This is a genomic window from Collinsella sp. AM33-4BH, from assembly GCF_003469205.1.
Lineage (GTDB): Bacteria > Actinomycetota > Coriobacteriia > Coriobacteriales > Coriobacteriaceae > Collinsella.
On the sequence record NZ_QSIN01000001.1, the window covers coordinates 96,244 to 117,107 of the forward strand.

The window sequence follows — 20,864 nt, forward strand, 5'->3', positions numbered from 1 at the left end:
TTCGTTACGAGTGTAATCTACTCGGCGACGGGAGCCTCGGCAACAGCCTCGGCCTCTGCCTTGACAGCCTTCTTGGCGCGGGACGTAGCCTGGACCTTCACGATCTTCAGCTTGGTGAGCTGCTGACGGTGACCCTTCAGACGACGATAGCGCTTACGCTTGTGGAACTTGAAGACCAGCTGCTTCTCGCCCTTGAACTGCTCAACGATCTGAGCGGTAACCTTGGCCTTGGCCAGCTTGTCGGGATCGGTGACGATCTTCTTACCATCGTTGAGGAAGATAACCGGCAGGGTGACCTTGTCGCCCTCATTGCCCTCGATCTTCTCGACGGTGATGACATCGTCGGTGGCGACCTTGTACTGCTTGCCGCCCGTGTTAACGATTGCGTACATGTTTACTTGCCCTTCATGCATCAGTTAGTGCAACAGCCGAATATAGTAGCAGGCGAAAATACCCCCGTCAACGAGTATGTGGAGCAAATCCACAAGTTCGCACAGGTATGGGGCTGACGAGTCGGCCCTCGTCGTCCTCGCATGCTTGATTCTGACGCTCGACATCGTAGGAGCAGATGGTCACGAGGTCTTGCATACCGGTGGAAACAATAGGTGCATCCAAGCCCGGGGTCAAGCCCTGCAACAAAACATCAGCAGCGGAAAGCAAAATTTCCGGACGCATGGAGCCTTCGTTGTCGGCATGGGTGTCGAGCATGAGCACCAAATGGTCCGGGCGCTCCCCCGCCGTGAGCTCATAGCCCACGAGCGTGTGATCCAAATCCAAGCGCTTGCTCTTTTTGCCGCGCGCGTAGTCGATGCCATGGTCCGCGCGCAGTGTGTCGATCGCACGACGCACCTCGTCGGCGCTTACGGGCGCCTCGGGATCCAAGTGCAGGTCGATGCGATACGACAGGCGCGTGAGCTGCGCCGTCAACGCCGGCGTGCGCACGTCGATGTACGCTGCCTCGATGGGCGCCAGATCGGCCGGAGACGCCGCGGCCAGGCGCCCAAACGCCTCGTCGAGCGCCACGAACTCGGTCATAAACAGGTCATACCATTCGCAGGTCGACGACGTACCCACCGGTAGCGCCGAAGAGAAACCCACGCGCATGTGCGGAGAGAAACCCTGCGTGACGGCATAGGGAAGTCCCGCACGGCGCACGATGCGCTCAATGGTATGGATTACTTCGAGATGGCCCAGGTACTTAAGGCGATCGCGCTTGCCATAGCGAACACGAAGCCTAAAGAGCGAGGGGTTGTCGGTCAGGCGCTCACTCATGCGCGATCACCCATCAATACATTCTTGGCGTGGAGCGTGGGGCAGATCCCGCAGCCGGTGCACGACGTGCGGGTGCAGTCGGGAGTCGTGACGCCCTCGAGCGAGCGACGGTACTCGCGCTCGAGGAAGCCGCGCGTACAGCCGGGGCTCACATGCTCCCACGGCAGGCGCCAATCCAACTCGTAGGGCAGGTGCACAAGCTCATTGAGGTCGATGCCGTTTTTGGCAGCAGCTTCCTTCCAGTTATCGAGCGAGAAATGCTCTACCCAGGCGTCAAAGCGAGAGCCCGAGCGCCAAGCATCGATGATGACGGGCGTCATGTCACGACCGGCGCGGGACAGCGCGGCCTCGATGAGCGAGGTCTCGGCATCGTGGTAATGAACACGGACGGCACGGTTGCGAACGCTCGTGATAAGCAGCTTCTGGCGACGCTTGACGTCGTCGTAGTCGAGCTGCGGGCACCACTGGAACGGCGTGGCAGCCTTGGGGATAAAGACCGAAACCGAGATGGACACCGAAATCGAGCCGCGACGAGCCTTGGGCACCACGGAACGACCGAGCTCCAGCACGTGATCGGCCAGATTGGCGATGGCCACGATGTCCTCGTCGCGCTCGCCGGGAAGGCCCATCATAAAGTAGAGCTTCATGCGGTTCCAGCCGGCCTCGAAGGCCGCCTTGGCCGCACGGTCCAGGTCCTCCTCGGTCACGTTCTTGTTAATGATGTCGCGCATGCGCTGACTGCCGGCCTCGGGCGCGAACGTCAGGCCGCCCTTCTTTTCGCCGGCGACCGACTCGGCCATATCCACGCCAAACGAATCCAAGCGCTGCGACGGAATAGACACGCGAATACCCGTATCCTCCAGGCGACGATTGAGCCTGCCGAGCACGTCACGAATGCAGGAGTGGTCGGTCGTGGAGAGCGAGGTCAGCGACACCTCGTCATAGCCGGTCTTTTCCAGACCCCGAATCACCGACGAGACGATCTGGTCGGCCGAGCGCTCGCGCACCGGGCGATACGTCATGCCGGCCTGGCAAAAACGACAGCCGCGGGCGCAGCCGCGCAGGATCTCGATAGACAGGCGGTCGTGGACCAGCTGCGCATAGGGTACGCACGACTGCGACAGCGGATTCGTGGCGCCGAAATCCTCGACGACGCGTTTGTAGACCACGGTCGGCGCATCCTTGCCCTCACGCGGCACGGTGTAGCCATGCGGCGAGCAGGGCTCGTCGTGACGAACCTCATAGAGCGACGGCACGTAGTTGCCGGCAATGGATGCAAGCTGCTCAACAATCTGCGCGCGCGGGACTCCTTCGTCACGCAGATGGCGATGCAGCTGGCAGGTCTCGAGCAGCGATTCCTCGCCCTCGCCGATGAGGATGGCATCGAAGAAGGCCGCATACGGCTCGGAGTTGTACACCGAAGGGCCACCGGCGATGACAATGGGGTCGTCCTCGGTGCGGTCGGCCGCCAACAGCGGAATGCCAGCGAGGTCGAGAGCCTCGAGGAAGTTCGTCACCGCCATCTCGTGCGGCACATGCAGGCCGACCATATCAAACGAAGCGACGGGGGCGGCGCCTTCGAGCGACAGCAGTGGAATACCCGCCTCGCGCATGGCGTCACCCATATCGGGCCACGGCACATAGCCGCGCTCGCAGGAGATGCCCTCGGCCTGGTTAAGAATGTTGTAGAGGATGGCGATACCTTGGTTGGGCAGACCGACCTCGTATACGTCCGGATAGATCAGGCAACAACGGTAATCGGCATCGGCCTTGGAAAGCGTGCCCCACTCGTGATCGATATAGCGGCTCGGTTTCTCGACCTTGGCGAGCAACGGCTCAATTAAATGAAAACAGTCTTGGTATGCAACGCGCAACGGAAAACCCCTAAGCAGCGAGATCGGACGCGTCTTGGTAGGACGCCATAGGACGGGTAGCGCCCGCGACCGTGGTCACCAGATCGCGAACGCGGGAGAACGTGGCAGTGACCACCTCGTTGGCACGGCTGTAGTCGACATCGCGCTCGTAGAGCGAAACGAGCGCACGGCCCATGCCATAGGTGCCCGCGGCAGCAGTGAGCGCCTTGACGGCAAACCCAATATGCGGCGTCTGCTTGACGAGCGCGCGGGTGACCGCGCGGATCACAAGACCGCCGACAAGCACGCCCGCGACCTCGTAGCCGCGCTCAGGCTTAATGCCGCGTCCAAAGACGGCAGCGAGCTCAAAGAGCATGCCCACCTGCGCCAGCGCCATAACGGGATAATCGGCGCCCGGCAAAAACACCAGCGCACCGGTCGCCATATTGGTGAGCGCGCACGAGGTGATGATACGATTGGCCGCCGCGATGCGCATGAAGGCAAAGTTCGCCGCAAAAGCCGTTTCCTTTTCGGTGCGATCGAGAATCCAGCGGGCAAGCGTCTCGAGCAGATACGTCTTATCGGTTGCCGCTACCACGCCGAGCACAGGCGTGGACTCCTCGATAAACGGCACCTCCACAGCAGACTCGGCAAGCACGCACACGGGGGCGCCGGCGATCACGAGCTCCTGCACGGCACTCTCCAAGCGGTCGGAGCCGCACGAGAGCACCAGCACCACATCGGTATCGGTCTTTGGAGCAATTCGCTCCTCCCCCAGACGCTCGACGCGCACAATGCCCGAGGTCGTCTGCGGTACAAAGGCGTCACGCACCGTCTCGGCCAGAAAGCGCGAGGCGGACGAATCCAAATAGACCGAGACGCGCACCAGCGTATCGGAATCCTTCTTAACGGACGCGCCCATCTTAAAAGCGCGGGTCAGCTTATCTACGGGAATTTTCATAGCAAACCCCTCCAGCGGTTACGCGGCGCCCGAACGATGCCGCCATATGGATTGTACGATACCCACCGTCAGCAGCTGAATCATCATCGAAGACGAACCGAAGCTAATAAACGGTAGCGGAATACCGGTAATCGGCATCATGCCGATGCACATGCCGATGTTTTCGAAGGTCTGGAACGCCCACATGCCAACGATGCCCACACACGATAGGCGCAAGAACAGCGACTCACAATTAAAGGCGACGCGAATCGTCGAAAAGATCAGCAGCACGTAGAGGCACAGGAGCAAAAAGGAACCGCAAAAGCCAAAGGTCTCGGACAGGAAGGCGAAGACGAAGTCGGTGTGGAACTCGGGCAGAAAGCCGCCGGCCGACTGCGTCGCATGGCCCAAACCCTTACCAAAGAAACCGCCCGAGCCAACGGCGATAAGCGACTGCTGCAGGTTGTAGGCATCGTCCGAATCGGCATTATCGGGGTCGATAAAGACCGTCAGACGGTTCATCTGATACTGCTTGATGAGCACATCGTGGCCGAGCAACGAATCAAAGACCGAATCGAGCGCCAGGACGAGGGCCACCAGGCCCACGAGCAGGGCCAGGGTCGACAGCACCCATTCGCGGCGTGCACCGCTCATGCAGATGACGATGGCGCCCGAGACCAGCACGACCAGGCCCGAGCCCAGGTCGCCCATGGCGACGACGGCCAAAAACGGAATGGACAGCATGCCGCAGAGCTTGACGTAGTCGCGAACGGTATCGATGCGGCCGTTATACTGCGAGCCAAGCGTGGCGATAAAGAAGATGGTGATGAGCTTGGCAAGCTCAACCGGCTGGAATGTCAAGCCGATACCGGGAATCTTGATCCAGCCCGTCATGCCCAGACCGCCCGTATAGGACAGGCCCGGAATCTTGGGCGAGAAGATCACAATAAGGTCGATGACGAGCAGCGCCGTCGAGAAGTTAGAGATGCCGCGCAGATCGGTACGCCAGACGAGCACCGCAAGCACCGCGCCAATGCCAATGCCCAGCAGGTGGCGCGAGAATGAGGCGTCGGCCTTAAACTGTGACGCCGACCAAATAATGATGGCGCCATAGGCAACGAGCGCGACGGTAGCCAGCAGCACACCGATATGCACCTTTTGGCGAAACGTACCGCGCGAGGCCGAAAGTTGCTTGTTGACGCGGTCCAGGCTGCTGCGAGAGCCGGTCTTGGTTGAACGGAACAGATCCGCCGGAGAAAAATCCATCGCAACCTCCTATCGAACCGAAGAATCGCCCGAGGCCGAAGAGCTATCGGGCTCGTCATAAATCACGCCGAGCACATCGCGCACGACATGCATCGCGGTATCTGAGCCACCGCCGCCCTGCTCCAGGACAGTAGCGATGACATACTTGGGATCATCGGCCGGCGCATAGGCGCAAAACCACGCGTATTCGTCCTCGCCGCTTTTCTCGCCCGTGCCCGACTTGCCGTACACCTGCGGCGTCAGGGTGCCAAAGTGAGCCGCCAAGGACGTCGATGCCGTGTAAATCACGTCGTGCATGCCGTTGCGAACAAGAGTCAAATCCGAATCGCTGTTGATCTTGGCCTCCAGACGCTTCTTCTTGCCCTTGCCGTTGTACTTATAGGCATCGCCGTCGCCATCGCGCGACACGGCAGACAAAAACACGTGAGGCACGTACTGTTTGCCGCCGTTGGCAAGGCCCATGTAGGCGCATGCCATCTGCAGAGGCGTCACCAAAATGTCGCCCTGGCCGATGGCGATGTTGGTCATATCGCCGGCATTCCACTTGCGGTCTTCGGCAGAGGCGTCGGTAAAGTACGACTCTTTCCACTCGGCATCGGGAATACGGCCCGCGCCCTCACTCGGCAGATCGATACCGCAGGTCTTGCCTAGGCCCCAGCGACGAAAGACCTCCTGCAGCCCCTCGGAATGTTGCTCGTCATAAAAGAACGCCTTGCCCATGTCGTAGAAGACGGGGTCGCACGAGTTGGCGATACCCGACTGCAGCGTCATGGTGCCGTGGCCAGACGTCAACCAGCAGCGCTTGCCCCAAGCCTTGCCCAAGCCCGTCCAATAGCCCGTGCAGTTGGTTGTCTGTGTTGAAGTGTAGGTTCCAAACTCAAGACCGGCCAGTGCCGAAAGCGGCTTGATGGTCGAGGCCGACATGTACTGTCCGCTAATGGCGCGGTTGAGCAGCGGGTGCGAACCCTTGTCATCATTGAGCTCGGTCCACACGTCATTTGAGACGCCGCCGATAAAGACGGAAGGATCGAACTTGGGCTCGCTCGCCATGCCCAGGATCTCGCCATTGTTGGGATCGAGACACACCACAGCGCCGTTGCCGGCATTGCTGTAGCCAGTGGTCTTGGCAAGCTCGATGGCGCTCGCCAGCGCCGTCTCACAGGCCTGTTGGATCTTAAGGTCGAGCGTGAGCTTAATGTCGGAGCCGGCCTTGGCGGGCACGGCGCCGGCCTGACCGGTCACATTGCCCGAGGCATCGACCTTGACGGTCTGCTCGCCACGAATACCCTGCAGCAGGTTTTCGTAGTAGCTCTCAACACCCGCCTGGCCCACGATATCGCCCGACTGGTACGTAATCTTGCCAGCAGAAGCATCATCATCGCCAGAGGTTTTCTTATTCTGGGCCTCGAGCTGCTCGGAGGTAATGGTGCCGGTATAGCCCAAAATGTGACAGGCCGTCTCGCCGTACGGGTACTGGCGCTCGGTACGCTCGGCAATCTTGACGCCCGGGAACTCGCCGGCGTGCTCCTTGATATAGGCAACCGTTGAGCGGCGCACGTCCGTCGCGATGGTATGCAGACTCTGGGCGCCCTCGGAATTGTCCTGGATATTGCGCAGCACAGCCACGTAGGGCATACCGAGCACGTTGGCAAGATGACGAACCAGAACCTCATCCTCAGCAAGGTCGCGATAGGCCACGACAGCAAGTGAGGGACGGTTCTGGACAAGCGCCACGCCATTGCGGTCGAGGATGCGGCCGCGCACAGCGGGTGTGGTAACGGTGCGCGTCTGATTGCTATTAGCCTGCTTTTCGTAATAGTCCGACGAGACCATCTGCATGCCCCACAGCTTGACGGCAAGCGCCGCGAACATCGCGCCCACACCCGTGGTGAGGATGGAGAAGCGGCCCTTAAAGGCGGTCGCCGCGGTATTGCCCTCGCCCTCGGTGGCGCGCGGGGCCGTTCCATGCTGCGTATCGTAGGTAAAACGGGAATCGCCGCGACGCATGATGACCAGCGCGACCACGATGGCCACAACCAGCACGATACCGGCGATAATAACCGTCATCTGGGAAGACATCTACGAGCCTCCCCTATTTGAGCTTACGGGTCTTGGGCTTAAAGCGCATGCCCGTCTGGCGTCCGCCACGTGCGGAGAATCCATAACCGGACTGCGGCACGACGCCGGACATCAAAAACGGAATGGCAACCAAACCCGTCAGGATCGAAGACGGCAGCGCATGGCCGAAGATCGCCACGACAAAGCTCGTCTCCAAACCCATAAACAGCAAGATGATGCTGTAGATCACATTAATGACGAGCGCGAAGGCACCCACCGTGATGCCGCGCGCACTCGGGGTACCGCCCGTCTGACCGGCGGCGCTATGCACCAGGGCAAAAGAACCCACGGTCAGCAGGAGCGACATAACGCCCACCGGCACGGCAGCGGAAAGGTCATAGAACAAGCCGCTGCAAAAACCGCACACGACGGCACGGGTCGGGTCGCCCGAGAACACGCTTAGGCACACCAGGATAATCATAAAGTTGACGCGACCGCCCGCAATGGAGATCTGCGGTGCCAGGCCTGCCTGCAGCAGCACGCACACGATGGCGGCGATTACAAACGTGCGGGAGCTCATCCCCTGCTCGTGTAGATCCATGGACATGCCCCCTATTCGCTCGAGCCGGAATCGGTCGTCTCGGACGTGTCGGAACCGTCATCCGAGCTCTCGTCCTTCGTCTTGGTCGCAGCATCGCGCGACGTTCCCTGCGGCGTGCTATTAGCGGTGCTCACGTCCTCATCCGAGGCCGACTGTTCGTCGGTCAGCGAGGTGATGACCAGCACTTCCTCGTTGTTCTCGGCCGTCGTCTGGGCGCGCACCACAATGGTGTAGTACACGTCGTTTGCGGATTTTTCAACCGACGAGACGGTGCCGAGCGGTAGACCCTTGGGGAACACACCGCCAATGCCCGAGGTCACGATGATGTCGCCAACCTTAACGTCGGAATCGACGCTCACGTACTCAAGACGCAGCGTGCCGTCAGCCTGACCCTGCAGCATGCCCTGGGCGCGCGTGTCCTGCACCATAGCGGACACGCCCGAGTTCTCATCGCCAATCAGGCGCACGGTGGACGTCTTGGCCGAGACCTCGATAATCTGGCCTATGACACCGGCAGAACTCGTCACAGGCATGTTGATGGTAAGACCGTCGGCAGAACCCTTATCGATGGTGACGGTCGAGGTCCAGGCATCGCCCGAAGCGCCGACGATACGAGCTGCGGTTGATTTGAGGTTGTAGGTCGACTGCAGGCCGACCAGCCCCTCCAGTCGCTCGGCGGTCTTTTGAGCCTCGGAGAGCTCGGCAACCTTAGAGGTCAGTTCCTCGTTTTGCTTCTTAAGCTCGTCAAGCGTGTCCTGCGACGCCGTAAGGTTAGAGAACACGTTACCGATCGCATTGAAGGGAGCCGCCACAGCCGAGCCCACAAAGCGCACCGGCGAGGTAATCGTCGTCACGCCCGAGCGCACGGCATGAATCGGTCCTGCCTCGCCCTCGCGGATGTAAAACGTGAGCAGCAACACCGAAATCAGGCTGAAAACAATCAACGGGCGCATACCCGTTGATTGTCGCTTGGTATTCAGATTTGTGGAGAAACCCGAAGATCGTGCCAAATGGAATCCACCTTTTGGAAATTAAGCATTGGTCTGGACGAAGCCGCCATCAAACGCATTGGCCTCGAGCACGCGGGCACAGCCGTTAACGACGTTATCGAGCGCCGTGGGGCTGACGTTGACCGAAACACCGGTCTCATCGCGCAGGCGCACGTCGAGACCGCGCAGCAGCGCGCCGCCACCGGTCAGCAAAATGCCGTAGTACATAAGGTCCGAGGCAAGATCGGGAGGCGTAGCGTCGAGTGCGTCCTTGACGGCCTTGGCCATCTCGTCGAGCGGCTTGTTGAGTGCGCGACGAATCTCCTCGCTCTCGATGCGCACGGTCTTGGGCAGACCGGTGATCACGTCGCGACCGTTGACCTCGACGTCGAGCTCATCCTTGAGCGGCACGGCGGAGCCGACCTTGATCTTGATGTCCTCTGCCGTACGCTCGCCGATGGCCAGGTTGTAGGCATCACGAACGTGCGTGAGGATGGCCTGGTCGAACTCGTCGCCGGCAATACGAATGGACTGCGAGACGACGATGCCGCCCATAGCGATAACGGCAACCTCGGTGGTACCGCCACCGATGTCGATGACCATGGAGCCGGTGGGTTCCTCGACGGGCAGGTCGGCGCCGATGGCAGCCGCCATGGGCTCTTCGATCAGATAGGCCTGGCGGGCACCGGCCTGGATCGTGGCCTCAAAGACAGCGCGCTTCTCGACCGACGTGACACCGGAGGGAACGCAGACGACAACACGCGGACGCGGAGTCCACGGATAGCGCTTCTCGGACGCCTTGTCGATAAAGTAGCGAAGCATGGCCTCGGTAACATCGAAGTCGGCGATGACGCCGTCCTTCAGGGGACGAACGGCCACGATGTTGCCGGGCGTACGGCCGAGCATGCGCTTTGCCTCGATACCGACCGCCAAGATGCGCTCGTCGTTCTTGTCGATGGCGACAACAGAGGGCTCGCGAATGACGATGCCCTTGCCGCGCACGGAGACAAGCGTATTGGCGGTGCCGAGGTCGATGGCAAGATCGCCCGCATAGCTACCGAAGAACATATCCATCAAAGAAAACAACGCAACTCCTGATGTGTTGGATGATTGCTGGAAAACTACTAGCTCATCATACTAGCGCAAGCCCGGCACCTCACTTGCGGTGAAGCGCCGGGCAAAGCTAAATCCCATAAGGTCACTACTGGTTGTCAGCAGCCGAGAAATCCATATCGAGCGAAGAAACGGCCCAGCCGATATGGTTGTCGGAGCGCACGAATTTGACGGTGTACTCCTGCTCGCCGCCCTTGGACAGCGATGCCTTCACCTTGGCGGTCGTCTCGGTCATGGACTGATCCATGCCCTCGACGGACACGGTGGCACCCTGCGGAATCGAGGAGATGATCATCGACTTAGCGTCCTCGGACAGGCTCGAGGCCAGGCAAGACTCGGCCTTTGCGGCGTCACCGTCGCCGGCAGCCTGGAACAGATCGGTAACGACAGACTCCTGAGACGGGAAGCCAAAGCCGCGCGTGTAGGCAAAGCCCAGACCGCCCGCGGCGATCAAAATGAGCAGAAGCAGCACGATGAAGACTTTGAGACCCGTATGGCGATGGCGACGACGGACCTTGGCCTGCTTACGATCCTGACGGTCCTGCTGGACCATCTCAGACTCGGACAGCGTAAAGAAGCCGGTGTCCGAGGGATCAGGCATAAACTGACCGGTCGCGCCCGTAGGATCGAGCGGATCGACGGCAGGAGCGTCCATCGCGGGCGCCGGAGCCGTGGCCATAGCCGTCTGGGCAGACAGCGCGGCAAGCGAATCCTGCACGCGGGCAAGCTCATCGGCCTGCTCGGAGGTGAGCTGGTAGATGCCATCGGCAGTAGCGGCATTAAAGGCGTCGAGTGCGTCGGAGGGACGGCCGGCGGCAGAAAGCGCCTGACCCATGCCGGCGTTGAGCGCACGCGTGTCGTCGCGGGGGCCGGCAAAGTCGATAGCCGTGCGGTAAGTCTCCACGGCATCCGCCGGACGGCCGAGCTTAATGAAGCAACGACCGAGCTCGCCGAGTGCGGCGGCAGGAGCCGGATTGGCGCCGTCGATGGCAGCCTGACGGAAGGCGGTTCCCGCGTTGGCATAGTCGCCCGACTGGAACAGCGCATTGCCCAGGCCCAGATAGGCCTTGAACGGCGTGGCATAGGAAGCATCCTGCGTAGCGGCAGAGAAAGCCTGAGCGGCCGTCGTGTAGTCGCCCACGGCGGCGAGCGCCTTGCCGCGGTTGGTGAGCAGCGCGCCGCGCTTGCCGTAGGTACCGTCGTTGAGGGCGGCGGCATAGGCCTCGGCGGCCTCGGCATACATGCCCAGGTGCATCAAGGCGTTGCCACGAAGGTGATCGGCCTCGCCCATAATCTCATCGGGAGTCTTTGCCGCCCCAAGCATCTGGGCTGCAGCAGAAAAATCACCCGCGCGGTAAGCGGCGCGGCCCTGTTGGATCAGCTGGCTATTCAAGGAAGTCCCCTTTACTCGTGAACGATCTCGACATGGACGATCTCGTCGCCGGCACGCAGCTGCGAAATCACATCGAGACCCTCGACCGTGGTACCAAAGACGGTGTAACCGGAATCAAGGTTATGCTGGGCACCCAGGCAGAAGTAGAACTGCGAACCCGCGGAATCGGGGTCCATGGAGCGTGCCATGGCAAGGGCGCCATCGACATGGCTGTTGCGCGGATTGGTGGCAAACTCGCCCTTGATGCAGTAGCCGGGGCCACCGGTACCGGGCATACCGTCGGGGCCCTCAAGACCGGCAGCGATGTCGGCGCCGGACATGTCGCGGGTATTGGGGTCGCCGCCCTGGATAACAAAACCGGGCACATAGCGATGGAACTTAAGGCCATCATAGAAGCCCATCGTGGAAAGCTCGCAGAAGTTCGCGACATGAATGGGAGCGCCCTCGCCGTCAAACTTGACCTTGATGGTACCCTTCGACGTCTCGATTACGGCGCACTCGTCGCCGACAAGCTGATACTCGGGCGTGTAGAGCTCTTTCTTAAAACCAAACATGTGGTTCCTTCCTCGTGCGTTTAAAGCATATTTGTACGAATTGTAGCAATAAGCACGGGTTTACATCAATTGCGCACGTAGGTTATGCCGACTATGGCGAACTAATTTTAGGAACGCTGCTGCGGCTTCCAGGAACCCACATTGGCATCGTACTGGTTCAGCGCGCTGTTGCCGCCCTGCGCGATGGGCGCCAGGATCTCGCTTTGGTGGGAACTCATCGACTCGCCATCGGGAATGGCCAGCGAGATATCCCAGCTCTGGCAGATCACGTCGACGCGCTCATACATCCACTCGGCAAGCTGCTTTAAGTGGGCGATGTCATCCGCATAGACCGTATCGTCCTGTACTTTCAGGTTGTTGAGCTCATCTTGCGTCTTTTTGATCTGGTCGCGCAGGGCGTAGGCACTCTGCGACAGCTCCTGACGGGTGGACAGCGGCGTTCGGAGATAACCGTTGTTAAAGGAATCGATGACCTCGCCGATCTGGTCCTCGTCAGCGTAGGACACGATGGTCTGATACAGACCGTCGAGCCTGGTATAGAGCTGATCATCGGTGAGCACGGTTTCTTCCTGAACCACCTCGGCAGAATCGCCCTGCTTGGTATCGTCCTCAGTCGCCTCGCCCTTTTGACGCGTGGGGAAGGTGGTTTGTGCAGCTTGGCCAAACTGGTCGTAGAAGCCAGGCATAACACCCATGGGATCGGTCGTCACGAACCAATAGGCACCACCGCACACGACGGCAAGGACCGCGATGATAATGAGCGGCTTGGGAATATGACGCTTATGCTTGTGATAGGCGTCCTCGTCGGGGTGCACCTTGCGCTTGGGTTTTTGAGCATCGTCATGCAGGGAAACGGGCGTGGGAATATCGACCTTGGGGATACCGAAATCCTTATCGAAAGCTGGCAGCACGCAGGTCTCATTGGGGTCGGCGGCGTCCGAAAGCACCGCAGCGGCAGAGGCCGGCGCATGCGGCACCTCGGTATCGATCTGCTCTTGCGTTAGGCGCGGAAAGCCCGCCGTGCGGCCCGCTGCCAGGTCGGATGCTGCCGCATCCTCGGAGAGGATACCCGGAGCGGGGCGTCCGCATTTGGGGCACGTACGATCATGCGGAGAAAGACGGGCACCGCAGCCCTCACAGAACACGAACTCGGTGTGCTCGGGACCATCGCCCGGACCCACATAGGCGTTGCAGTAGGGGCAGAACGAGGCGCCGTCCTCGATAGTCTTAAGGCAATGCGGGCAGATCACGGCATCCTCTTTTCGAAGCAATTCAAATAATCGAGGTTAGAGCATAACATCGCCACGGCCCCACAGGAGCAAGGCACCAATTCAACATCGCCAGGGCGCGTAGTTACTTCTTCTTTTTGCTCGGCATCGAGACTTTGATGCCTTGGGCGAACTTGGTTACGCGAGAGCGCTTGGCTCCGCTACCCTTCTTTTTCTTGGGCTGGGCCTGGGCCACGCCCTCGAGTGCGCGGGCCTCGGCCTCGCGAGCGGTGCGAGATTCGCGGCGCTGCGCCATGTCGGCGGCGACGCGCTTGGCAAAACGCTCGGCCGTCGAACCCGTCGAGCTCACCTTGCCGCCACCGCGACCCAGGTGGACGCGCACACCGCGGCCAAAACCAGTTGCGGCATGACGACGACGCGGCTTGAGCGAATCCATCATCGTGGCGAGCTTAAAGAACACCGAGCAGGTAAAGACCACGATGACAGCCAAGATTACCATCTGGCCCATCGACAGGTTGGCAATAGACAGCAGCTCCGGGAATCCGATAACGCCCACCAGGATGCCGGCGACAACAAACACGAAGAGCACCACACGTAAGGGCGTGAGAGGCTGCGAGATGCGCCAGATCAGGCTGACGCTCGCCGCGCACGACGTAAGCAGGCACATCGTAGACAGCGTGAGCTGGCTAAAGCCAAACACGCGCGCCACAAAGATATCGAGCGCCGCGGCCAAAATGACCGCAATCGACGCCGGCAGTGCCCGCTTGAGCACGTTCGTCAGGAACGACCCCTTCACGCGAGCATTGTTGGGCTCCAGGCCCAACACAAAGCCCGGCGCGCCGATGCAGAAGAAGTTGATGAGCGTCATCTGAATCGGCTCGAAAGGGTACGGCGGCAGCGCGATGCACAGCGCCGCCAGGCCCATCGAGAACAGCGTCTTAGTCAGGAACAGCGAAGCCGAACGCTGCAGGTTGTTGATGGAGCGACGGCCCTCGGCCACCACGGCGGGCATCGAGGCAAAGTCGTTGTCGACGAGCACGATCTCGGCCACGTTACGCGCGGCATCGGAGCCGGCCGCCATGGCCACGGAGCAGTCGGCCTCCTTGAGCGCCAGCACGTCGTTGACGCCGTCGCCTGTCATGGCCACGGTGTGCTCGCGGCGCTTGAGCGCCTGCACGAGCTCGCGCTTCTGCTGCGGGGTCACACGACCAAAGACATGGTAGCGGTCCACTGCGGCATCGAGCTTGGCCGGCGTATCGAGCGTCGTGGCGTCCACATAAGCGTCCGCCCCCGGCACGCCCACCACGCGCGCGATCGACGACACCGTACGCGGGTCGTCGCCACTGATCACATTGAGGGTCACGCCCTGCTCGTTAAAGTAGCCGATGGTCTCGGCCGCCGAGGTACGGATCTCGTCGCGGATGGTCACAAAGCCCACGGGCTCGGCCTCGCCCACCATATCGCCATCGGGCGTAAAGCCGTCCACACGCGCCACCACGAGCATGCGGCAGGTATCGGCAAGCTCGGCGACACGGTTCTCGACCTGCGAAAACGCACGCTCCGAAAGCACAAACTGCGCAGCGCCCATCACATAGGAGCCCTGCGCAAACGAAGCGCCACTCCACTTTTTGGAGGACGAGAACGGAATGACCGACAGCGGCTCAGACACCTCGACCGGACGGTCGGCGTAATAGTTGAGCAGCGCCTGACAGGTCTCGTTGGCATCGGCCGAGGTCGCACGTGCGACGTTAGCCAGCGCAAAATCGAGCACCGTGGTATCGACGGGAACGGCGGCGTCGCCCTCCCCCGCACCCATACCCTCGACCGGCAGCGGATAGGTACCCTCGACCTCCATGCGGCCCGACGTGATGGTGCCCGTCTTGTCCAGGCACAGCACGTCGACGCGCGCGAGCGTCTCAATGCAGTAGAGCTGCTGCGCGAGTACCTTGCGGCGGGCCAGGCGCACCGTGGCGATGGCGAGCACCGACGAGGTCAGCAGCACCAGGCCTTGCGGGATCATGCCCAGCAGGGCGCCCACCGTGGACAGCAGCGCCGACGAAGGCACATGACCAGCCAACAGCTCGGAGAAGCACCACGAAAGCGCGCTATTGCCTGGGGTTCCCGCGGCATCCCACAGCTCGCTCACGCTCGAGGCAAACAACGCCAAACCGAGCGGGATCATGATGATGCTCGCAAAGCGCACGATGGCGTTGAGCGCGTTCATGATCTCGGAATTGACCTTTTTGACGTACTTGGCCTCGTTATTAATTTTGGCCACGTAGTTGTCGGCGCCGACATGGATCACGCGGGCGCGCAGCAGACCCGAGTCGATAAAGCTGCCGCTCATGAGCTCGGAACCGGGCTGTTTCTTAATAAGATCGCTCTCGCCCGTCAGCAGGCTCTCGTTCACGAGCGCCTCGCCCGAAACCACCACGGCGTCAGCGGGGATCTGGTCGCCGCGCCCCAGGCGGATGATGTCGTCGAGCACGATCTGATCCAGGTCGAGCTCCACCTCGGAGCCGTCGCGCACCGCGATGGCCTTCTTGGAGGTCAGCAGCGTGAGCTTATCGACCATCTTTTTGGAACGCATGGACTGAATGACGCCAATAGCGGTATTGAGGAACACCACGAACAGGAACGTCAGATTCTTAAACGAACCGGTCAAAATGACCAGGAACGCCAAGATCACGTTGATCAAATTGAACAGCGTGCAGAGGTTCTCGATGATGAGCTCTTTGACCGACTTGGTCTTGAGCTCCATGTTGCGGTTGATCTTACCGGCGGCGATGCGCTCCTCGACCTCGGCGGTCGAGAGTCCGCGCTCGATATCCGTTGCTGCCATACCACGTCCCATCACGTCGCGTCGGTATAAGAAAAACCGCCCGGACCATGCGAGGTTCGGACGGTCTCACGTTCGATGGTGCCCCATGTTGGATTCGAACCAACGGCCTTCTGCTCCGGAGGCAGACGCTCTAATCCCCTGAGCTAATAGGGCCAACGTTTGGCATTATACCCAAGTGCACCACGGGCTATCAAAATAAAAGAAAAAGCTTTGCAATTCCGAGGAAGACGCGGCTCAACGGCCCACTTTAGAAGGCAAAAGCGAGTCAGATAGTATAAACTCTCATGCACCATATGTACACGGCTCGCGATGCGGGCCGTTTTTGCAGGGGCTATCCATCGAGGTGAGAGGCACACCATGATTGCAATTTTAAAAGAGAGCGCCAGCGACGAGGCCGTCAGCCATATCGTCAGCTGGATTGAGAAAAAGGGCCTGAAGACCGACGTCTCGCGCGGCGAGAATGAGACGATCATCGGCCTGGTGGGCGATACGACCAAGATCGACCCGTTCCTGCTCGAGTCCATGGATGTCGTCGAGCGCGTGCAGCGCGTCTCCGAGCCGTTCAAGCGCGCCAACCGCAAGTTCCACCCCGAGGACTCCGTCATCGACTGCGGCCACGACGTACATGTAGGCGGCGATCAGTTCCAGGTCATCGCCGGCCCGTGCTCCGTCGAGGGCGAGAACCTCATCCGCATCGCCCGCCGCGTGAAGGCCGCCGGTGCCACGATGCTGCGCGGCGGTGCCTACAAGCCCCGCACATCCCCTTACGCCTACCAGGGCATGGGCCCCGCCGGTCTGGACCTGCTGTGCGAGGCGTCTGCCGAGCTCGACATGCCGATCGTCACCGAGATCATGGACCCGCGCGACGTGCAGGTCTTCCTGGACAAGAAGATCGACGTCATGCAGATCGGTGCCCGCAACGCCCAGAACTTCCCTCTGCTCAAAGAGGTCGGCAAGACCAAGACCCCGATCCTGCTCAAGCGCGGCATGTCCGGCACGATCGATGAGCTGCTCATGGCCGCCGAGTACATAATGAGCGAGGGCAACGACAACGTCATCCTGTGCGAGCGCGGCATCCGCACCTTCGAGACCCGCACCCGCAACACCTTCGACCTCAACGCCGTGCCGGTGCTGCACCACCTGTCGCACCTGCCCGTCGTCGCCGACCCCAGCCACGCCACCGGCTACACCCGCTACGTTGAGCCCATGGCGCTCGCCGCGACCGCCTGCGGTGCCAACGGCCTGGAGATCGAGGTCCACGACGAGCCCAGCCGCGCATGGTCCGACGGCGCTCAGGCCCTCACCCCCGATCAGTTCGACGACACCATGCGCCGCATCCGCGCCATCCGCGATGTCGTCTGCCAAGAGACCATGGAGTAGGCCATGGGTACGGTGAGAAACGCGCGCGTTAACCAGGGCGGTCCCAAATGCGCCGGTATAGTGGGCCTAGGTCTGATCGGCGGCAGCTTTGCCCGCGGCTATGCGCAGGCGGGCGTCCGCGTGCTGGCCTGGGATCCCGACGATGACGTGATGACGGCCGCCAGCATGGGCACCGTCGCCGGCGAGCTCAACGACGAGACGCTCGGCGAATGCGACATCATCGTCCTTGCCTGCTATCCCGAGGCCTGCATCGAGTGGCTTGAGGCGCACGCCCAGGCGCTCGCCGATGCCACCGACACCGATGCCATCATGGGCCCCGTGGTGATTGACACCGTAGGCGTGAAGGGCATCGTATGCGAGCGTGCCTTTGAGCTCGCCCGCGAGCACGGTTTTTACTTTGTGGGCGCGCACCCCATGGCGGGCACCCAGTTCTCGGGCTACGCTCACTCCCGTGCCGACCTGTTCCAGGGCGCTCCCCTGGTACTCGTTCCGCCCGCGGTGGACGATGCGCTCAAGCTGGAGCTTTTAGGCCAGGTGCGCGAAATGGTGCGCCCCCTGGGCTTTGGCAAGTTCAGCGTGACCAGCGCTACCGAGCACGACCGCGTCATCGCCTTTACAAGCCAGCTTGCGCACGTGGTATCCAACGCCTACGTTAAAAGCCCGACCGCTCAGGTTCACCACGGTTTTTCGGCCGGCAGCTACCGCGACCTCACCCGCGTGGCGCACCTCAATCCGCAGATGTGGTCCGAGCTCATGATCGACGACGCCGACGCGCTCGCCTTCGAGATCGACCATCTGATCGAATCGCTTGGCGCCTACAGCCGCGCGCTCAAGGACCGCGACAAGCGCTATCTGGAGAATCTCCTTGCCGAGGGCGACCGCATTAAGCGCGCACTCGACGACGAGGCCTCCCACTAGACAACCCATCACGCCAGGTCGAAAGGACCGAAGCTTATGGCGATTACCATCGATATCGACACTGCACGCCCCTACCAGGTGCATGTTGGAACGTTTTTGCTGGAGCAGGCGGGACCGCTCGTGCGCGCCACTGCCGGCGGCACCAAGGCCGTCATCGTGACGGACACCAACGTGGGCCCGCTCTATCAGATGCCCGTTAAGCAGAGCCTGGAGGCGTCAGGCTACGAGGTGAGCATCTGCACCTTCGAAGCCGGCGAGGCACACAAGCGTGCCGAGACCTACGTCGCCATTTTGGAGTTTGTGGCCGAGCACGAGCTTTCGCGCTCCGACGTGATCGTGGCACTCGGCGGCGGCGTCGTGGGCGACATGGCGGGCTTTGTGGCCGCCACCTACATGCGCGGCTGCAAGTTTGTGCAGATCCCGACGAGCCTGCTCGCCATGGTGGATTCGTCGGTCGGCGGTAAGACGGCCATCGACCTGGCAGCCGGCAAGAACCTGGCCGGCGCCTTTTGGCAGCCGAGTGTGGTTATCGCCGACGTGGGGTGCCTGGCAACCCTCACGCCCGAGCAGTTCGCCGACGGCTGCGGCGAGGTCGTCAAGCACGCCGTGATCGCCGACCCCGAGCTCTTCGCCGAGCTGGAGAAGACCCCGCTCACGCTTGAGCTGCTCAACCGCGACGTGGCCCGTGTGGCGCTCATCATCGCCCGCAATATCGACATTAAGCGCGCCGTGGTCGTTGCCGACGAGCGCGAAACCAATCAGCGCAAGCTCCTCAACTTTGGCCACAGCGCCGGGCACGCCGTCGAAGCCTGCGAGCACTTTGAGCTCGGCCACGGCAACTGCGTGTCGATCGGCATGGGCATCATCACGCGTGCCGCAGCCCTGCATGGCATCTGCGATGCCGAGCTGCCCGATCGTATTGAGGAGCTCTGCGCCCGCCACGGTCTCAAGACCCGCTGCGACCTAGATGCCGATGCCGTCTTTGCCGAGGCGCTCCACGACAAAAAGCGCGCAGGCGACACCATCGACCTGGTAATTCCGCACGACATTGGCCGTTGCAGCATCGACCGCACGCCGCTTTCCACCTTCCACGATTTGATTGCCGAGGGCCTCGGCCAGAAGGGAGACGCATCCGCATGCTAGCCCGCATCACCCCGTCCCCGCTCAAGGGCACCGTTCCCGCCATCGCGTCCAAGTCGATGGCGCATCGCCTCATCATCTGCGCCGCGCTTGCCAACGGCGAGACGCACGTTACCTGCAACACGACCTGCGCCGATATCGAGGCCACGGTGCGCTGCCTCACGGCGCTCGGCGCCCGCATCGAGACCGTCGAGGACGGCTTCCAGGTCCACCCCACCATGAAGAGCATTGAATTTGGCCTGCTCAAGGCTCTTGCCGGCGGCACGCTCGACTGCGATGAGAGTGGCTCCACGCTGCGCTTCATGCTGCCTGTCGCCTGTGCGCTGGGCGCGGAGGCCACCTTCGTGGGCCAGGGCCGCCTGGGCACCCGCCCGCTCTCACCGCTCTCGGACGAGATCATCGCCGCCGGTTGCGACCTGCAGGGCCTGGGCGGTTTTCCGCTCAAGACGAGCGGCCGCATGCGCCCGGGTACCTTTGTGCTTCCGGGCAACGTGAGCTCGCAGTATATCTCCGGCCTGTTGCTGGCGGCCCCGCTTTTGGCCCAGCCCTCCTGCGTGCAGGTAACCGGCCTCATTGAGAGCCGTCCCTACATCAACCTGACGATACAGGCCATGAAGGCCTTTGGCGTCGAGGTCAACGTCGAGCGTATTCCGGCCAAGGACGGCCAGCCCGAGGTCACGAACTTCCGCGTGAGCAGCGGCTCGTACCGCACGCCCGGCAGCGTAGCCGTCGAGGGCGACTGGTCCAACGCCGCCTTTTGGCTGTGCGCCGGCGCTATCGGCGCCGACCCCATCACCGTGGAGGGCGTATCCCTGAGCTCCGCGCAGGGCGACCGAAACGTGCTCGCCGCGCTTTCGCGCTTTGGCGCCCGCATCGTGCGCTCCACCAACGCCGCCACCGTGCAGTCCGACAAGCTCGCCGGCTTTGAGATGAGCGCCCACGACATTCCCGACCTGGTACCCGTCATCTCGGCCGTAGCCTCGCTGGCGCAGGGCCGCACCTTTATCCGCGATTGCGCCCGTCTGCGCATCAAGGAATCCGACCGCCTGGTCACGACCACCCGCGAGCTCACCGCGCTGGGCGCGCAGGTGCGCATTGCCGGCGATGACCTCATCATCAAGGGTGTCGATGCCTTCACCGGCGGCGAGGTCGATTCGCACAACGACCATCGCATCGCCATGATGGTCGCTATCGCCGCGAGCCGCGCCACCGGCGAGGTCGTGATCCACGGCGCCGAGGCCGTCAACAAGTCCTATCCCGATTTCTTCGACCACTACCGCCTGCTGGGCGGCAAGGTCACACTCGAGGAGGAATAG

General features: G+C 61.7%; 17 protein-coding genes and 1 tRNA gene. 4 read left to right on the forward strand and 14 right to left on the reverse strand.

The window, feature by feature from the left end:
* Window positions 1-17: 17 nt before the first annotated feature.
* The 14 genes from rplU to DW821_RS00540 form a co-directional block, all read right to left on the reverse strand.
* The gene (rplU, locus tag DW821_RS00475; RefSeq protein ID WP_035138585.1) at window positions 18-392 is read right to left on the reverse strand and encodes a 50S ribosomal protein L21; all 375 of its coding nucleotides are present in this window, start codon (window positions 390-392) and stop codon (window positions 18-20) included.
* 67 nt (window positions 393-459) lie between these two features.
* Window positions 460-1,272 (reverse strand): TIGR03936 family radical SAM-associated protein, encoded by an 813-nt coding sequence (locus DW821_RS00480; RefSeq protein WP_118064966.1) that lies wholly within the window; start codon window positions 1,270-1,272, stop codon window positions 460-462.
* Entirely contained in the window at window positions 1,269-3,146 is a 1,878-nt protein-coding gene (locus tag DW821_RS00485) for a TIGR03960 family B12-binding radical SAM protein (protein WP_118064967.1), read from the reverse strand. Before DW821_RS00485 ends, DW821_RS00480 begins: the two co-directional genes overlap by 4 nt.
* Window positions 3,147-3,156: 10 nt before the next feature.
* Entirely contained in the window at window positions 3,157-4,086 is a 930-nt protein-coding gene (locus tag DW821_RS00490; protein ID WP_118064968.1) for a YcjF family protein, read from the reverse strand.
* Between the two features lie 18 nt (window positions 4,087-4,104).
* Window positions 4,105-5,331 carry an FtsW/RodA/SpoVE family cell cycle protein gene (locus tag DW821_RS00495; RefSeq protein WP_118064969.1) on the reverse strand — a complete coding sequence of 409 codons (1,227 nt, stop codon included), beginning with the start codon at window positions 5,329-5,331 and terminating at the stop codon, window positions 4,105-4,107.
* A gap of 9 nt (window positions 5,332-5,340) precedes the next feature.
* Window positions 5,341-7,410: a penicillin-binding protein 2 gene (gene mrdA, locus DW821_RS00500; protein ID WP_118064970.1), complete on the reverse strand. Its 2,070-nt coding sequence runs from the start codon at window positions 7,408-7,410 to the stop codon at window positions 5,341-5,343.
* 13 nt (window positions 7,411-7,423) lie between these two features.
* Window positions 7,424-7,990, reverse strand: coding sequence for a hypothetical protein (locus tag DW821_RS00505; RefSeq protein WP_055249984.1), 567 nt, complete (start codon window positions 7,988-7,990; stop codon window positions 7,424-7,426).
* An 11-nt stretch (window positions 7,991-8,001) separates the two neighbouring features.
* Window positions 8,002-8,943: a rod shape-determining protein MreC gene (gene mreC / locus DW821_RS00510; protein ID WP_117635285.1), complete on the reverse strand. Its 942-nt coding sequence runs from the start codon at window positions 8,941-8,943 to the stop codon at window positions 8,002-8,004.
* A gap of 78 nt (window positions 8,944-9,021) precedes the next feature.
* The gene (locus tag DW821_RS00515; RefSeq protein ID WP_006236061.1) at window positions 9,022-10,053 is read right to left on the reverse strand and encodes a rod shape-determining protein; all 1,032 of its coding nucleotides are present in this window, start codon (window positions 10,051-10,053) and stop codon (window positions 9,022-9,024) included.
* 127 nt (window positions 10,054-10,180) lie between these two features.
* Window positions 10,181-11,485 (reverse strand): tetratricopeptide repeat protein, encoded by a 1,305-nt coding sequence (locus tag DW821_RS00520; RefSeq protein ID WP_233502548.1) that lies wholly within the window; start codon window positions 11,483-11,485, stop codon window positions 10,181-10,183.
* 11 nt (window positions 11,486-11,496) lie between these two features.
* Complete coding sequence (locus tag DW821_RS00525; protein ID WP_118064971.1) at window positions 11,497-12,039, reverse strand: peptidylprolyl isomerase; 543 nt, start codon at window positions 12,037-12,039, stop codon at window positions 11,497-11,499.
* A 107-nt stretch (window positions 12,040-12,146) separates the two neighbouring features.
* Window positions 12,147-13,289 (reverse strand): zinc ribbon domain-containing protein, encoded by a 1,143-nt coding sequence (locus tag DW821_RS00530; protein ID WP_158551271.1) that lies wholly within the window; start codon window positions 13,287-13,289, stop codon window positions 12,147-12,149.
* 103 nt (window positions 13,290-13,392) lie between these two features.
* Window positions 13,393-16,110: an HAD-IC family P-type ATPase gene (locus tag DW821_RS00535; protein ID WP_118064972.1), complete on the reverse strand. Its 2,718-nt coding sequence runs from the start codon at window positions 16,108-16,110 to the stop codon at window positions 13,393-13,395.
* 76 nt (window positions 16,111-16,186) lie between these two features.
* Window positions 16,187-16,263, reverse strand: a tRNA-Arg gene (locus DW821_RS00540).
* 204 nt (window positions 16,264-16,467) lie between these two features.
* Between DW821_RS00540 and aroF the strand changes: the two genes are divergently transcribed.
* Genes aroF through aroA form a run of 4 tightly spaced genes read left to right on the forward strand, consistent with a single transcriptional unit; the run spans window position 16,468 to window position 20,864 of the window.
* A complete protein-coding gene (gene aroF, locus DW821_RS00545) occupies window positions 16,468-17,490 on the forward strand; it encodes a 3-deoxy-7-phosphoheptulonate synthase (protein ID WP_118064974.1) in 1,023 nt (340 codons plus the stop codon).
* 3 nt (window positions 17,491-17,493) lie between these two features.
* Window positions 17,494-18,408: a prephenate dehydrogenase/arogenate dehydrogenase family protein gene (locus DW821_RS00550; protein WP_118064976.1), complete on the forward strand. Its 915-nt coding sequence runs from the start codon at window positions 17,494-17,496 to the stop codon at window positions 18,406-18,408.
* A 36-nt stretch (window positions 18,409-18,444) separates the two neighbouring features.
* Window positions 18,445-19,551, forward strand: a complete 1,107-nt coding sequence (aroB, locus tag DW821_RS00555) for a 3-dehydroquinate synthase (RefSeq protein WP_118064978.1) — start codon at window positions 18,445-18,447, stop codon at window positions 19,549-19,551.
* Window positions 19,545-20,864, forward strand: coding sequence for a 3-phosphoshikimate 1-carboxyvinyltransferase (aroA, locus tag DW821_RS00560; RefSeq protein ID WP_118064980.1), 1,320 nt, complete (start codon window positions 19,545-19,547; stop codon window positions 20,862-20,864). The genes aroB and aroA overlap by 7 nt, the downstream gene beginning before the upstream one ends.

What these genes read in the sequence shown, in the direction of transcription:
- rplU (WP_035138585.1), bottom strand. Translation starts at nt 392, where the DNA reads ATGTACGCAATCGTTAACACGGGCGGCAAGCAGTACAAGGTCGCCACC.
- DW821_RS00480 (WP_118064966.1), bottom strand. Translation starts at nt 1,272, where the DNA reads ATGAGTGAGCGCCTGACCGACAACCCCTCGCTCTTTAGGCTTCGTGTT.
- DW821_RS00490 (WP_118064968.1), bottom strand. Translation starts at nt 4,086, where the DNA reads ATGAAAATTCCCGTAGATAAGCTGACCCGCGCTTTTAAGATGGGCGCG.
- DW821_RS00495 (WP_118064969.1), bottom strand. Translation starts at nt 5,331, where the DNA reads ATGGATTTTTCTCCGGCGGATCTGTTCCGTTCAACCAAGACCGGCTCT.
- mrdA (WP_118064970.1), bottom strand. Translation starts at nt 7,410, where the DNA reads ATGTCTTCCCAGATGACGGTTATTATCGCCGGTATCGTGCTGGTTGTG.
- DW821_RS00505 (WP_055249984.1), bottom strand. Translation starts at nt 7,990, where the DNA reads ATGGATCTACACGAGCAGGGGATGAGCTCCCGCACGTTTGTAATCGCC.
- mreC (WP_117635285.1), bottom strand. Translation starts at nt 8,943, where the DNA reads ATGCGCCCGTTGATTGTTTTCAGCCTGATTTCGGTGTTGCTGCTCACG.
- DW821_RS00515 (WP_006236061.1), bottom strand. Translation starts at nt 10,053, where the DNA reads ATGGATATGTTCTTCGGTAGCTATGCGGGCGATCTTGCCATCGACCTC.
- DW821_RS00525 (WP_118064971.1), bottom strand. Translation starts at nt 12,039, where the DNA reads ATGTTTGGTTTTAAGAAAGAGCTCTACACGCCCGAGTATCAGCTTGTC.
- DW821_RS00535 (WP_118064972.1), bottom strand. Translation starts at nt 16,110, where the DNA reads ATGGCAGCAACGGATATCGAGCGCGGACTCTCGACCGCCGAGGTCGAG.
- aroF (WP_118064974.1), top strand. Translation starts at nt 16,468, where the DNA reads ATGATTGCAATTTTAAAAGAGAGCGCCAGCGACGAGGCCGTCAGCCAT.
- DW821_RS00550 (WP_118064976.1), top strand. Translation starts at nt 17,494, where the DNA reads ATGGGTACGGTGAGAAACGCGCGCGTTAACCAGGGCGGTCCCAAATGC.
- aroB (WP_118064978.1), top strand. Translation starts at nt 18,445, where the DNA reads ATGGCGATTACCATCGATATCGACACTGCACGCCCCTACCAGGTGCAT.
- aroA (WP_118064980.1), top strand. Translation starts at nt 19,545, where the DNA reads ATGCTAGCCCGCATCACCCCGTCCCCGCTCAAGGGCACCGTTCCCGCC.